Annotated in this window: 10 protein-coding genes and 1 pseudogene; 9 read left to right on the top strand and 2 right to left on the bottom strand. The window is 33.7% G+C overall.

The genetic code is table 11. The annotated features are described in order from the left end of the window. Positions 1–75 precede the first annotated feature (75 nt). Positions 76–579: a hypothetical protein gene (locus ABWU45_RS00825; RefSeq protein WP_353278056.1), complete on the top strand. Its 504-nt coding sequence runs from the start codon at positions 76–78 to the stop codon at positions 577–579. 136 nt (positions 580–715) lie between these two features. Further along, positions 716–1,993: an IS4 family transposase gene (locus ABWU45_RS00820; protein WP_353277926.1), complete on the top strand. Its 1,278-nt coding sequence runs from the start codon at positions 716–718 to the stop codon at positions 1,991–1,993. Between the two features lie 197 nt (positions 1,994–2,190). Here the strand turns inward: ABWU45_RS00820 and ABWU45_RS00815 are convergent. Further along, positions 2,191–2,730, bottom strand: a pseudogene (locus tag ABWU45_RS00815) (IS4 family transposase); the annotation flags it as partial. A 174-nt stretch (positions 2,731–2,904) separates the two neighbouring features. Further along, positions 2,905–3,201, bottom strand: a complete 297-nt coding sequence (locus tag ABWU45_RS00810) for a transposase (protein WP_353278558.1) — start codon at positions 3,199–3,201, stop codon at positions 2,905–2,907. 601 nt (positions 3,202–3,802) lie between these two features. Between ABWU45_RS00810 and ABWU45_RS00805 the strand changes: the two genes are divergently transcribed. The 7 genes from ABWU45_RS00805 to ABWU45_RS00775 all read left to right on the top strand — a co-directional run bounded on the left by ABWU45_RS00805 (position 3,803) and on the right by ABWU45_RS00775 (position 15,456). Next, a complete protein-coding gene (locus ABWU45_RS00805) occupies positions 3,803–5,197 on the top strand; it encodes an ankyrin repeat domain-containing protein (protein ID WP_353278664.1) in 1,395 nt (464 codons plus the stop codon). 133 nt (positions 5,198–5,330) lie between these two features. Continuing rightward, the gene (gene recR / locus ABWU45_RS00800; RefSeq protein ID WP_264683454.1) at positions 5,331–5,918 is read left to right on the top strand and encodes a recombination mediator RecR; all 588 of its coding nucleotides are present in this window, start codon (positions 5,331–5,333) and stop codon (positions 5,916–5,918) included. Between the two features lie 118 nt (positions 5,919–6,036). Next, positions 6,037–6,837 carry a hypothetical protein gene (locus tag ABWU45_RS00795; protein WP_353278662.1) on the top strand — a complete coding sequence of 267 codons (801 nt, stop codon included), beginning with the start codon at positions 6,037–6,039 and terminating at the stop codon, positions 6,835–6,837. Positions 6,838–6,888: 51 nt separating this feature from the next. Continuing rightward, complete coding sequence (locus ABWU45_RS00790; protein WP_353278661.1) at positions 6,889–8,091, top strand: P-loop NTPase fold protein; 1,203 nt, start codon at positions 6,889–6,891, stop codon at positions 8,089–8,091. A gap of 150 nt (positions 8,092–8,241) precedes the next feature. Continuing rightward, positions 8,242–10,146: a molecular chaperone HtpG gene (htpG, locus tag ABWU45_RS00785; RefSeq protein ID WP_353278659.1), complete on the top strand. Its 1,905-nt coding sequence runs from the start codon at positions 8,242–8,244 to the stop codon at positions 10,144–10,146. A 38-nt stretch (positions 10,147–10,184) separates the two neighbouring features. Then, positions 10,185–13,469 (top strand): ankyrin repeat domain-containing protein, encoded by a 3,285-nt coding sequence (locus tag ABWU45_RS00780; RefSeq protein WP_353278657.1) that lies wholly within the window; start codon positions 10,185–10,187, stop codon positions 13,467–13,469. A gap of 151 nt (positions 13,470–13,620) precedes the next feature. After that, complete coding sequence (locus ABWU45_RS00775; protein WP_353278655.1) at positions 13,621–15,456, top strand: ankyrin repeat domain-containing protein; 1,836 nt, start codon at positions 13,621–13,623, stop codon at positions 15,454–15,456. Positions 15,457–15,467 lie beyond the last annotated feature (11 nt).

Genomic DNA, 15,467 nt, shown 5'->3' with positions numbered 1-15,467 from the left:
ATTTACTTGACAGGTAACTCTTTTTTGCCACATACTATCCCCTTAGTGAAATTTTAATATTTTAGGAGTATAGTTATGCCGATAGTAGAAAAAATCAAAAGTAAAGCTCAAGACGTTTATGGTAAGGGTCGTGATTTTGTAAAAGAACATCCGTATAAAACAGCTGCTACTTTTGCAGCAATTGCAGCAGTAGCTTCGCTTACGGCTGCTTATTTCTTAAGTCCAGCTTATGCAACTTTTGTTGGTACAGTTGGAACAAAGGCTGCAACACTTGTTAGTCCTGCTATTACTGCAATGTCTGCATTTGCAGTTGCTCATCCACTTGTTGCTAGTTTGGTAGTTCTTGCTGCATTAGCAGCTTTAATAACTGCACCTGTGTATGCATATAAAAACAGTAATAAGGCAAGTCAAATTGAGGAAGTAAAGCAAAGTGTACTTAATGCTTGTGAAAAAAATAGTGATGGTAATCCTATAATGAGTAATGAGGGTAATCTAACACTTGTTAGTAATAAAGATCCATCAACAATATTGAACGAAGTTGCGAAAGCAGTTAGATTGGTAACAGCACCAGCAAGATAAGTAATTTCAACAAAGAAAAAGGGATAGGCTTCTATCACTGCCATTAAGTTAAGGAAAAGTGATGAACTGTATTATAAAATCAGGTAAGATTCACAAATTAAAAGAAGTAATGACATGAGTAAAAAAAAGAATAATCATGTTTATAAAAAATAAATTGATGAGTTTAAACTTTATAAACGCACACAGAGCATCCTCAAAAGACTTCTCACGAAAAAGAAAGCTGCCCTTCGTTAATGTATTTCTCCTGATTTTTAGAAAGAGTGTAAAGTCATTACAAGTGATGCTTAATGAGTTTGTTCTGCATACAAGAAAAGATTATACAATTACGGCAAGTGCATTTACTCAAGCAAGAAAGAAGCTAAAACATACTGCGTTTTCAGAGTTAAATGATGATATAGTTTCCCTATACTACCAAGATCAGGAATTTAAAACCCACCATGGCTTCAGAGTACTTGCATTTGATGCTTCAATACTGATTCTGCCAAAGAGCGACAAAATAATAGGTGAGTTTAGCTCAAGAGCAGTATGGAATGGAATCCAGAGATTTGAAGACTATACAAGTGCAACCTTTGAAGTTTGCTACGATATGCTAAATAATATTGCAATAAAATCTGTGCTAAGTAGAGGTGACAGCTATGAGGTTGATTTAGCAATCGGTATGCTTGAATCCATAAAATCAGACGATTTGTTAATCTGTGATAGAGGATACGTATCTTATCGATTTCTTGCTGAGCTTACAGGAAGGAAAATCAATTATATAATTCGCTGTTCAAGTTCGTCTTTCAATGAAATAAACGCTATGTTTAAGCCGGAAAGCCCATCTAGTACGGTGGTAGTGTCTACCGCACCTATTAAAGTAGCAAGACAGCTACGAAAGCTAGGATTACCTGATGAGATGAAATTCAGGTTAGTCAAAATAATACTTTCTTCTGGCGAAGTTGAAGTGTTAGTAACATCTCTGTTAGATGAGAAACGTTTTACAGTTGAAGAGTTTGAGAGATTATATTACTTGCGCTGGGGAGTAGAAACATTTTTTTCTAGGCTGAAGGGAAGATTAAATTTAGAGAATTTCACAGGAAAAAGTATTGAAACTATCAAGCAGGATTTTTGGTCAACTATCTTCATCAGTAATCTAGAAAGTATCATGATAGAAGATGATGAAGAGACATTGAGCTCACAGAATAGTAAACTAAAAAAAAGCATCAATAAATCTGTCTCATTTAATGCGATTAAAAACTTAGCCTTTGATATTTTTTCTACAGAGTCAGACATAGACTGCATTATGGATCGACTATCACAGTTATTTTTGATGAACACTTTAGTGGTGAGAAAAGGGAGAAGAGTTGATCGTCATAAGATATCTGATATTCGTTCACTCAACTACCAGAAAAGAGCTAGAAAACATGTGTTTTAAATTCAAGATATCTTTTCAGTATCATTGCATTAGTACATTCTTTGCAAAATAACCTGCAATTATTACTTTTTTAAATAACTTGCACTTTTCAGACTCCCTTTTCTTAAAAATTCACCCTAGTATTTACCATAATTATCAATCACTTCAAATTTTTTGTCCAATCTTAACTTCTCTTTCCCTTAACTTAATGGCAGTGGGTCTGATCTTACCCCCTCCGTTAAATTAAGTTGGTCTATTATCTGATTCATGTAGTCGAAAACTAATTGTAACTTTATTCCATACTTAGTATTGCTTTCATAGCCACTGTAGCTAGTACCATAACCTTTATACATCTCTTCCATACTGTTAGGTAGAGTAATATAGCTACTGTCCAATAATTTAACACTATTAAATTGCTGTAAGATTTTGCAATCAACTTGCAAGATATTTTTAAAGAGAATCACAGATTCATTATACATCCTTTTCATAAATTCCACTGCTTCTTCAGTAAATCTAAAATCCAAACCTTGTTTTGTTATATCTATCGAGTCCTCGTTTAGTAATTGACACATTGTTTCTACGCTACAATTATCAACTCCTATATTACCCAAGACCATGGCTTTTACGAATGATGAACCTTTTAGCTTTCTCTTTCTTTTTATAAACCTTGTTGTAATTGAGATTTTCTCTGCTTTTTCATTAAAAAATTCTTTGAGCTTTTTTGATAAGCTAGTTATTTTATTCATTGGTTCTCTCACTAAAAGTATATCTGGGAGAACTTATACCTTATTATTCTATCTCTTTCATACCTTTATTTCCTTAACTTGACGCGTATGGTTTTCCTTACTGTGGCCAGGAGTGTTACTGTAAATTTGTTCTATCTATGATAATTTCAATATTTTCCATGTTGCTTTTATCAATCCTGCAATCATTTATCTTAATATTAAGTTTTTTTTGATGCTTGTGAATAGCTGCAAATTTTTTCCTATTTGTTGCAGATATCCTTTTACAAACCCTACCGTTTGTCTTAAGCCAATTCTAAAAAGATTAACGATTATATGCACCAAAATCACAACTTTATCACTATAAATATAGTTGCCGCCCTGCATTTTTGGACTATTTTCATACCAATTTTCGATAGCTTCATCGATGTAACAAAAAATATTCCCCCTTTTTTCAAGGAATTTGTTATATTCGTTTTGGTTACTGACTTTCATTTTCTGTGGCATATTTTTTCTTCAACAGTTAAAAAGCCCACTGGGATCCAACTAAGTTACTTTACAACGTTTTTCGCACAAAAGGACTGGATTCTAGCGTCACGCGCTAGAATGACATCAACTTTTGAATTCCAGTTATGCAAGAAATCTATTCATTTGAAACTTGTTTGAGAAACGTAGCTATAAAAACCGCAGGTACCAGTTGGTTTTTATTAGCTAAAGTAAAGGTCAAATATCTGGAATTCTGGACATAAAATCCCCCTGTAAAAAAGATTAGAAAAAAATGCAGTGCACATATGACAGAAATTAAGTATACACTGAAGAGGATACGCTACATTTTTTATGAGTTTAATAAAAAAGGTCTGCAGACGGAGATAGATTTTTGAGCTCAATAAATATCTCTAATTGTAATTATAATTGGATTCAAAATACGCGGAAGTAATTTTTTTAGCTATAAAATAATTCTGTCTTGTAAAAGTTTAACAAGAGAACCAAAAAGTTAGTGTCGTAAATATTTTTATCAAAAACTATTTTAAAAAAATTTAAATAGAGTTGAAAAATTTTAAAGATGAGATACCCTACCTGAAATGCAATCCATGTAAAATAAAGAAATATGAAAGGTGAAATAAACACTGCAGCAAATTTTCAAGCAGAAGACCTTGAGTCTAAAAATGCTACAGATCTTGATTGTTTAGCTAACTCTCTAAATTCTTTGAATGCAAAGAGTGCTGAGATTAAAGATAAAAAGAACGATGTGCCTTTTTCCAGTAGAAGAAGCAGCTCGCATGTTTTAGAACTTTTTTCTAGTGAAAATGTTGAGATTAACATTCCAGATGAAACACCTTGTGCCACTCGGAGTGAATCAGGTATAGCTGAACTGTTTAGAGGTATAGCTGGGTTGTTTAAAGGCAGGGGTAGTATGAACATAAACCTTTATCAATCTAAAGTGAAACGTAGCTCTGCAATTGATTACAGTACTACAGAAAGTATAGGGTCACGGCTATTAAATATCTGTGAAGGAGAAGAAGAAGAAGATATCTATTTTGACCAAGAGATTGATTCTCTATATAAAGAGGGCTGTTTGTATGATGCCTTATTGTTGCAAGATAAGAAAAATCAGGACACACCTTTACATTTGGCCATAAAAAAAAATCGTGCTGATTTTGTAAAAAAGCTTTTGTCTATTCTTAAGGAACCATACTGTTCAAATGAGTTTTACAAGCACAAATATTTTGAACGTAAGCAAGAGAATGAAAAGCCGCTTTCTAAAGTTATTAATACTAAGAACAAAGACGAAAAAGATGTAATTACTCTGGCTATTGAAGGTAATAATTCAAAATGCGTTTCAGTTCTTTTCGACTACTTAACTCGTGAACATATTAACAGAAGGAAAGATGTTGAAAGTGAGTACACACCTCTACACGAAGCTGTGCTTCTTGGCAAGAATGAAGTAATCAAAGAGCTTCTAAAATCAAGAGATATAGATACTGAATTTATGGATAAGGAATCTTACAAAGCATATAATTATGCTAATAACAAAGAGTCAATAGAATTGTTTATTAAGCACTATAGTAGTAAAATTAGTGAGTTGCGTATAAAATTAGAAGATAATAATAAAAAACTAGCGCGAATTAAGTGCGTCCTAAACAAAACAAAACTTACTTGCGTATGCTTAGCAGCCTTCGGCTCTTGTTTTAGAATGTATAGAAATTCTCATGACATAATAAATGAAGAAGTGAGTGAAGATATGTTATATTATTCTCTTGCATTGCTCTCCAACACTACAGGTCTAATATTATTTTTTAATTATTTGATAGATACAATACTTTCCAAGTATGAAGAAAAAAATTCTAGTTTGAATAAAGAATCGGACAGTTATGTGGAAGAAAGAAATATGTTGAAAAATAAATTACGTCATTTTCAAAAAGGAAGTACCGTAGTAACTACGCAAATGTGTGAGATAACTTCAGTTATACCTGAATCAGAGTTAGGTTACAGTAGATTGTAATTACATTAATTTTTTCAAGACAGTTCTAAAAAAAAGTGGGAAATCTTTTTCATAGCCAATCAAACTAAGCTTTCTTTACGAAAGGTTTGATGTTATCATTTTATAAGCTATATCCTGAATTTGTTAAATGAACATTAATATAAAGAATTTAGTTCATGCTTTTTCTAAATTGCCAAGTTTAGGGCCATCGTCATCAAGAAGGTTAGTTATACATTTGCTCCAAAATAAAGAGAAAGTCATGCTACCACTTGCATCTTTGATTAGAGAGCTAGCAGATCTTATAATAGAGTGTAAGATTTGTGGAAACCTAGATACTAAATCACCATGTTCTATTTGTATTAACCCCAAACGTGATACCAAATTAATGTGTGTAGTAGAAGAATTGGGTGATTTATGGGCATTTGAAAAAGGAAATATATATTCAGGTATGTATCATGTTTTGGGTGGAAGGCTATCAGCAATAAATGGCATAGGTCCAAAAGAACTCAATCTTGATAACATTCTCAAAAGAGTTACAGAATTTAAAATTGAAGAAGTCATTGTTGCAATTAATCCGACATTAGAAGGCCAAGTTACTGCGCAATATATAATTGAATTGCTAAAAAACTTGAATGTCAAAATATCGCGCCTTGCTTGCGGCATACCGATAGGTGGAGAAATTGACTACCTAGATGAAGGGACGCTGAGGATAGCACTTACTTCAAGACAGGATATTAAATAATATTCCATTTCTTTTTAGCAACATACTTTAAAAATACTGCAACATACTTCAGCCTAGAAACTTGCTTACTAATTGAAAATATTATACATTTAAATATGGTATTTTAAAATGAGGGGTTATGTTAACTTTTGTACTAGATGAAGTACGTAATAATTATAATTGGTTAATTACAAAATTAAGATCAACAGCTCTTGATTTCATTGCGCTATTTAACAAAGAATACGCAGATAGTAAACGAATTGGATATATAATAGAAGATCATCCGGAGATTGAGCCTAAATTTGAAATTAAAAATAACTTAATATTATTAGACCTAAAAAAAATGATTGAAGTATCTCAACAAAAACAAGAACAAGAACATAGATCTGTTACAAATCTGGAAAATGTGATTCGAGTAAGAATTGATGATCAAATTACGTCGAGGTTTAGTTATTCTTATGATGGCCAAGATCCTTATTTTTATGCAATCGTTCAGGCACGTAAAATAAGGGGGATAACAAAAGGTAATACGGACTTAGTTCTTCTTTTGTGGCTAATGTATGTTGATGTGCCTATAGATGGACATGGAGAACTGTTAGAAAATCTTGTAAAGAATCACTCCGGTAATAGAGCTGAGATGATAGAAAAGTTATATCTACTTCAAGAAGAAGGTAAATTATCAATAAAAAGTCGTAAAAGCCTAGATTTGATAATTAAAATATCCCCACTGATAGAGAAGGAGTATATTTCAAATGGGAAATTTTCTGTTATGGGAATGATAAGTTCTGGCAATGTAGATGGTTTAACACAAAGGTTAACAAAAGATACAGAAGGAAGGGTAAAAGAATTAACCGGCATAGATATTCAATATAGTCCCGAAAGCAGCTTGAAGAACCTTTCCATTTCTGCAGTGATAGAAAATTATGGATTATTTAAGTAAACTGATTCTTAACTTATAAAATACTATAGTAAAATATAGTGTAAGAGTCTTATGTGCTTAAAAAAACTTACATCCCTAATAACCTTCAGAAAAAAAGAAACGGAACATCTACCCAAGGTAACAACTTGGGAAGGTGATTGCTTAGGCTATAAGCAAGTTGCAAGTAAATTTAGTTCTATAATTAAGACAATTGATAAGTCTTTTTCAATCCTATCATTAGAAGGATATGATAAGTGGGGTAAGACATTTTTTTTGAAAGAATGGGTAAAGGATCTAGGGCAGCAAAATGAAATTGCAGCTTATTACAGCGCATGGGATATTAGTGCGCTAGATCAACCATTGCCTTCTTTTTTGCATTTCCTGTTTGAGGATCTATTCGCATCATACAAAGTAAAAAGGAGTGTTATACAGCAGTTCAAAAACATAAACCAAGAACTATTTTCTCTCAATACATTGGGAAAGCTAATCAGTAAATCTCCACTTGCTATGCTTTCAGTATTTCTCGATGCTGCAAAAGAGGCTGATAAGAAAGACATTGGTTTTGTCTTGGGTGAATTAAATCTTCTCCAAAGGAGAAAAGAGAACATTAGAGACTTTAAGATACAACTAGCAGATGTGGTTAATAAAATCAGGAAAGACAAAAACATTTATATAATGGTCGATAATCTTGATATATGCCGTCCTAAATTCATTGTCGATTTTTTAGAATCCATAAAGTACATGCTTGATGTTGAGGGACTGGTTTTCATTATCTCTGTTAGTCAAGATAAAAGTAACGTGCAAAGAGCAATCAGCACAATACTTGGACCAAATTTCAGCCTAAAATCTTTTACTGATCTCTCTTTGCATTTGCCAAAACAGCCAATAGAGAAATTTACAAGAAAGCTGTTTCAAAATATTGAATTGCCGAAAAAATCAAAGAGCTTAATTATAGATAGCTTTATATTTTATGCAGAAAGCTTCTCATTATCATTGCAGGCAATAGAATACTGCGTAAAGAAAATAAAGCTATGTTATGCGAAAATTGATCCGAATTTATTTACATTTTTAGTAATACTACAGTCAGTAAACACTAATTTGTATGAGGAATTATATTCATCACCTCAGAAAGCACTGGAGAAGATTGAGAGCGCTTTGATTCTAAACGGTCAGGAAGAATGGGAAAAGCTTAAAACTTCTCTTGAGACTACTTTTAAAGAAAAAGAATCAAAGACTCACAAATCTTTGAAGCAAATAAGAGATATCTTATTCTAAGAATAAAGAGAATTGTGGAACAGAACCCTCTTCTTATCATTTCAGCTTGCATGACAAATTGGCTCACATAAATTTTAGCATATATGACCTTGAAAGATCGCTGTGCAATACTTAAATTATTAGAATAGCAGGCTAATAATGGAGCTCAAAATGCACAACATACAAGAAACTGAAAGTTTAAAATTTGACGCTGAAGTAGGCAAAGTACTAAATATAGTAATTCATTCACTTTATACTAATAAGGATATTTTCTTGCGTGAGTTAATATCAAATGCATCAGATGCATGTGATAAATTGCGCTATGAATCACAATTAAATGCTGATTTATTAGATTCAAGTGATGAGTTGAAGATTACTATTAGCTCCAGTAAAGATAAGAATGAGCTGTATATAACCGACAATGGAATTGGCATGAACAGGCAAGATTTAATAGATAATCTTGGCACGATTGCAAGTTCTGGTACGCAAAAATTCTTGGATGCAATTAAGAATAATAAAGATTCGAGCCAAGCTGTAGAGCTGATTGGAAAGTTTGGTGTTGGTTTTTATTCAAGCTTCATGGTTGCTTCAGAAGTTATAGTAGAATCAAGGAAAGCCGGAGAAGAAGAGTCTTGGGTGTGGAAATCTAAAGGAGATGGAGAGTATTCAATCAGCAAATTAGATGGTCAAATCTCTCGTGGCACAAAAATTACGCTCATCATGCGTCCTGAAGAAAGCGAATTTTTAGACAAATTCCGTATTGAAAACATTGTTACTACTTACTCTGACCACATAAATTTTCCCGTTGAGTTTGTAAATGAAGAGGGAAAAAGTGAAAAATTAAACAGCAAAGCTGCAATTTGGACTAAGCCAAAAAATGACGTTACTCAAGAAGAGCACAACGACTTCTTCCGCGGTGTTGCGCATGTAGGTGGTGAGCCTTGGATGATACTGCATAATAAAAATGAAGGTGCAATAGAATATACGAATTTGCTTTATATTCCTTCTATCAAGCCTTATGATTTGTTTCATCCAGATAGACGCTGCTCTGTAAAGTTATATGTCAATAAAGTATTTATTACTGAAGATAATGTACAAATTATACCACAATACCTGCGTTTCTTGAAAGGTGTGGTTGATTCACCAGATTTGCCTCTCAATATCAGCAGAGAAACACTGCAAAATAATCGTGTAGTTGAGCAGATTAGGAAATCTTTAACTAAGCGCATAATATCAGAGCTCGGCAAAAAAGCAAAAGAGAATTTAGAGGAATATACAAAATTCTGGGGCAATTTTGGTGCGGTGTTAAAAGAAGGTCTTTGCGAAGCTATGCCAACTGATGAAAGAGAAGCATTGCTTTCCATTTGCAGATTTCATAGCACCAGTGATGGTAAGCTAGTTAGCATTGATGATTATATAAGCAGAATGAAGCCTGAACAGGAACATATCTACTATCTCACAGGTAATAGTCTCGATTCAGTGAAAAACAGTCCACAACTTGAAGGATTTGTCAGTAAGGGATTGGAGGTGCTTCTATTTGTTGATCCAGTTGATGATTTCTGGACTAGCGTAATTCATGAATATAAAGATCAAAAATTTAAGTCTGTAACTCGTGCAGATGTTGATTTAGAAAAATTCTCTTCAGAAGAAGGTAAGAAAGATGAAGAAAATAAATCAGATGAAAACAAAAGCGAAGAAAACGCGGATTCTATACTCGAATACTTCACCAAGGTTCTTGGAAGCTTAGTAAAAAGTGTAAAGATCTCTAAGAAATTAACCGATAGTCCTGTGTGTCTAGCAGTTGATGAAGGAACTATGGATCTCCGTATGGAGCGTTTTTTACGTGAACAGAAGCAGCTAAATTACCGCACGCCAAAAGTACTTGAAATTAACATTAAGCATCCTTTGATAAGAAACATAATGGAATCTCACGCTGAAAATGGTGAAAATCCAACACTTGGAGATATGATTTACTTATTGTTCTATCAAGCTTGTATAGTGGAAGGTGAAGAGATGGAAGACGTAAGTCTGTTTGCTAAAAGACTCAATAATTTGCTTGGCAAAATTTCTGTTTAATGCTATAATTAACTTAGCTAATAATTAGGGGGTAAAACATGGGGTGGAATTTACTTGGTGGGCTCATGCCGCCAGCAGTAGATACTGCAGGAGAAAGTGAGCGACGCCATTCTGGAGATTCAGGCACTGAAGAGGAGTTTGAAATTTTAGGGCGAGAAGAAATTAAGGAGCGTCGCTACTCTGGAGATTCAGGTGATGAGAGTCAAGAAGAAGCTGATGTGAGGGATTCTGATGTTGAACCTAGTGTACCAATTACGTTACAGTTTCAACTAACACAATCTCTGCTAAGTCAAGTAAAGGCAAGTGAGAATAATAGGGATGCAAATTCTGGCAAGCAAGCTTACAAAGACCTACCCAGGATGGATTTTGTAATTAATAGTCAAGTTATAGACAAGAATTTCGTTAGCCAGCTTCGTGATAAATGTAATCAAAATGACCAATGCCAAATCGCAAAACATGTTTTTACAAAAATGTTTGAACATGCTAAAGCAGAAATTCCAAATGATAATCTATTAGAAGAATTAATTACTAGTTGCAATCAGGCTGGTTATGATGGCTCTTTGTTAATGCAGCTCTCTCCTATATTCTCTAAGCATAAACTAAGCTTGCCTCATGCCAACGATAGAAAGATAAGTATTGTATATAATAGCCAAGGTTCTCTCAATATTCAGTATTGTCCAAGTATGCCTGTTAGAGAACTTGATACGAATAAGGAAATATGCAGGGTTGATGCTATTTTAGAGTTCACCCTTAAGTTTCGAGATAGTAAGGTAGAGTATGAAAACGGCAAAGTAACATTTGCCATTCCTGAACAATTAGAGAATTACAAAGCTGATGGCAAAAGTTTGTTAGATGAAATAAATAGGCATTTCGAAGATGAGGATAATAGAATTACAGAGACTCTTGAGAAAAATATGAATGAAGGACCTAAGTCATTTGCTGCTGAAGACTTGTCTATTACTGAGAGTTCATCTGATAGTAGTGAAGTAGCAAACAAAGTAGTTACTGATCCAGGCATTTTAGGTAATGTTGCGAATGTATTGGTAGGTGTTGCAGAAGTTACAGCAGTTGTAGCAACAGAGTTATTTTGGCCTCAAGATCAGGTTAATATAGAACCAAGGCATAATGAAGAAGAATTTACCATTATCCCTGAAAATTTAACCTTTGATGGATTAATAGACGTTATAAATAAAGCAAAAAATTATGGTGATTACACAGGTTTAGATAAAACTATAAATAATATAGAGGAAAGCGATAGATTTATTACTGATTTGAATTGTGGTAATTTGAAGGATTTTTGCTCTCAACAGCTTAATTTGACTGATCATATGCACAATGTGCTGTTGAATAATAGCTATGATGAAACAAATGGTTATTATAATTATTCAGTAAAAGAGCTTTCACTACTAGCCATTGCAGCTGATGACACACTTGTGGAAAGGTATGCAGAAAAGCATAAAAGTATATTATTTACGCAAGATGAAGGTCTCGATAGGCTACTTATTGGTGTTGGTGGACAGCGCTATACTAAGCTTTTATTAGAAGATTTGGAAAAAAATCGAAGTACTATTCTACCTTGGCATAGCATATGTGAAAAACTTCGAAGGGCGTTGTCTATTCGTAATCAAGAATGCGTGAAAGCGGTATTAGATAAATTTAAAGATACTGAAGCCAGGTCTAGAGTTTCTGATATGTCAGAAAAATTTTTGCACTATGCTATACAACAAGATTTTATAGATGTAGCAAAGACTATTATTAATCATAAAATTGCTGATATTAATAGTATAGACAATTCAGGGCATGCACCTTTGCATTGGGCTGTGGAACGTAATAATTTAGAATTAATGGGCTTGCTTATTGGAAATGGCGCTGAGATTGATATTCAAGATGAGAGGCATGGCAGAACAGCTTTACATTGGGCTGCTTACCATGATAAATTTGAAATAGTAAAATTACTTGTAAACAAGGGAGCTGATTGGAACATTCAAGATAGAGATGGCAAAACAGCTTTAGATCTGGTAGGAACAAAAAGTTTATATTTGGTAAGGAAAGAAAACAGGGAAAAATCTTCTAGTGAATCAAAAATCACAAAATTTCTTGAAGGTTTAGATGATAAAACACCTTTGCATTTAAATATTAAAAAAGATCCAGAATCCAAAAATATTGATAATCAACGGCCACAAAGGAGTATTGTTGATAAAGAAGAAAATATTATGAATAATAAAAAGGTTTCAATAGAAGAAACTATAGATAATAATAATTATAGGAGGGGTAAAATGCCTAAAAATATAGAAGAGAAATTGTCTAATGCTATCTTCGCTCTTAATTATGAAGAAGTAATGTCTTTAGTGGAAAAGGTAAGGAAAGAGGACAATAGTGTAGACACAAAGCAAATCTTGAATAAAGCCTTAGAAGACGCTAATAAGAAGGAAGTTGGTAAGAAAGATAAACTATCTCAAAGCAAGCTCGCAAAAATTAAAATATTTCTTGAAAAAGAGTTCGAGCATGTTGCTGCATTATCAGTGAGTGGTAATATAGCTGCTACTGCAAGTAGCCAAGAAATTCCTGTAGTGGAGCGTAAAGAAAGCGAGCCGGATTCACCATCACTGAGTTCTGAAGATGATGATTTTTCTAAACTTGAAAGTGACGATTCTCCTAGAATTTCTTCAGATTCTCCTTCGTTTGATATTATTTCTGAAACAGAAGTACCTGAAACTGCAGCAGAAATGCCTTCAATGGTCACTGAGGGAAAGTCTGATGATCTAAATGACGAAAAAGATAATCAGAATTTGACAATACCTACAGCTGTAGATGAGGGTACATCGCCTATTCCCGAAAGTCAATGTGGTACTGCACACAATGAAGAAGATTTTACTGTTCTACCTCAATCATCATCATTAGGTTTTGCAAATGAAAGTGTTAATACCGTAATATCAATTGATAATAACAGAAAAGAGCAAACTTCTAATAAACCCGCCAAGCATGTAGAACAAGTTGCTAACGAAAATATACAACCAAAATCAGTAGCTAATAAGCAAGCTAGTAATAGCAACAAAATTTACACAAAAGAGAATAGCGTTAAATGGCCTACTGTGGCTACATGGATGTTTGCAGTAACTGGAGTACTTTCATTAGCTGCTGCACCAGTTGCATATTTTGTTCTCGGTACTAGTTTGCTGGTAGCAGGAGTAGCGGCAGGCATTGGAGCTTTCTGTATAGTCGCTGCTATAGCTGTACATTATTATAATAAGGCACCTCCAGGTCCACTTAAAGGACCAGATGTTGAGGAGGTTGTTCGTAATGCTGCTGTAGAAGCAAGTTAAGAAATAGTAGTCTATCATTTAATAATTTATTATAATTATATTGATTGTTAATAGATAAAAACTTGGTAGACTACGAAGAGATGCTTGCTAAGTTGACAAAATTGCCATTTAATGCTACACTTAGCTTAGCTACTAATTAGTGAGGAAAAACATGTTAGGTTCAGATTTTGTATCACAGGAATCAAACAAAATTTTAAAGAAATCAGATTCTAGGGATTCGGGAACTGAAGAAGAGTTTGAAATTTTAGAACGAGAGGAAAAAGAGCGCCGTCGTTCTGAGGATTCAGGTAATGAAAGTCAAGAGGAATCTGGCGTTAATAATTCTGATACTAAATCTAGTGCAGTAACTACGTTAGAATTTCAGCTAACACAATCTCTGCTGGGTCAAGTAAAGGCAGATGAGAATAATGAAGATGTAAAGTCTGGTAACACAGCTTATCAAGACCTATATAGAACGGATTTTTTTGTAATCAATGATCGCACTATAGATAATAGTTTCATTAAAGGGTTATATGATAAATATAATGAGGGAGATGATAAACGTCTGTTTGCAAAGTATGTTTTTACGGAAATTTTTAAACATGCTAAAGTAGAGGTTCCGAATGATTCCCTCATAGAGGAATTAACTACAAGTTGTAATCAAGCGGGGTATATGGCTTTCCTTGCTATCCGAATGCATAGTATATTAATAAAATATCAGGTACTTTCTAGCGATTCTGATAAGAAGACTATGTACATCGATTGTTCTAATGAGAATTATGTACGCATTAACTATAAGTCATCAATGGTGGCACGCAATTATGATGAGCCAGAGAAGGAGATATGTGAATTAGACAGTTTACTTAGATTCACACTTAAATTTCATAATGGTGAAGTAGAGTATGAAAATGGTAAAGTAACACTTATCATTCCTGAGGAATTAAAAGCTGGTAGGGAAAGTTTACTAGACGATATTAATGAACGTTTCACAGATTATGATAATGATGGATTTATTCGTTTACACGTTGCAGCACAAAAAGGTGATGTTGAGCTTGGCAGGCGTTTACTAGAATGTGGTGCAAATATTGAGATTAAATCAAAAACAAAAGTAGGTGGTTACACTGCACTTCATTTAGCTGCCAAGAGTGGTCATAAAGATTTTGTGAAGCTTTTACTTGATAATGACGCAAATGTTAATTCAGTAAGCAGTACAGGCAGCAGAGTAACTCCTTTACATGAAGCAGCATATAGTGGACATTTAGATGTTGCAGAATTGCTAATAGAGCGTAGTGCAACAGTTGATGCTAAAGACCGGCATAACTTTACTCCTTTGATGTACGCTTCTGCAGAAGGTAATTCGGCAATGGTGGAATTACTTTTACAAAAAAAGGCAGATCTTTATTTACAGAATAATAATGGTGAAACTGCACTGCACTTAGCTGCTGATAATGGTCATTCTGATGTAGTTGCCATTTTGATAGGTGCAGCAAAAGATAAAAAAAAGTATACTAATACACAAAGTAGGGATATTGGTACTGCGTTGCATGTTATAGCTTATAATCAAGAAATAAATGAAGGGCATAAAAAATCTGCAAAATTGCTACTAGACAACGGTACAAGTCCATATTTAGAAAATAATCCAATTATTAATAATCCACTAGATGCTTTTTGGAAAGGAAACTCTTTAGATATAGCAAAAAAACGAGGAAATAAGGAATTTTTGGAACTTATGGAATCTTGGGGTTATTCAGCAACCGTACCAAGCAATTCAAAGAATGGTCCACAAAACACAAAAAAGTATGTCGTAGCTGCTTCTGCGCTTGCAATAACTGTTACTGCCTTAGGAGCAGCTGTTGCAGTTTACTTGGAAATGTTAGCAATAGGAATAGCAGTTGCAGTTTGTTGTCTTATTGCAGCTACAATTACGTACTGCTATAGACCTAAAAGCTTAGTTGAGGATAATCAGGTCAAAAAGGTTATGCAGACAGAAGAATGTCAGTCTAAGTAATAAATATAGTA

Source organism: Wolbachia endosymbiont (group B) of Longitarsus flavicornis (assembly GCF_964028135.1).
Classification (GTDB): domain Bacteria; phylum Pseudomonadota; class Alphaproteobacteria; order Rickettsiales; family Anaplasmataceae; genus Wolbachia.
Note: the sequence above shows the minus strand (reverse complement) of the source record. Positions and strands in the feature narration are given on the sequence as shown.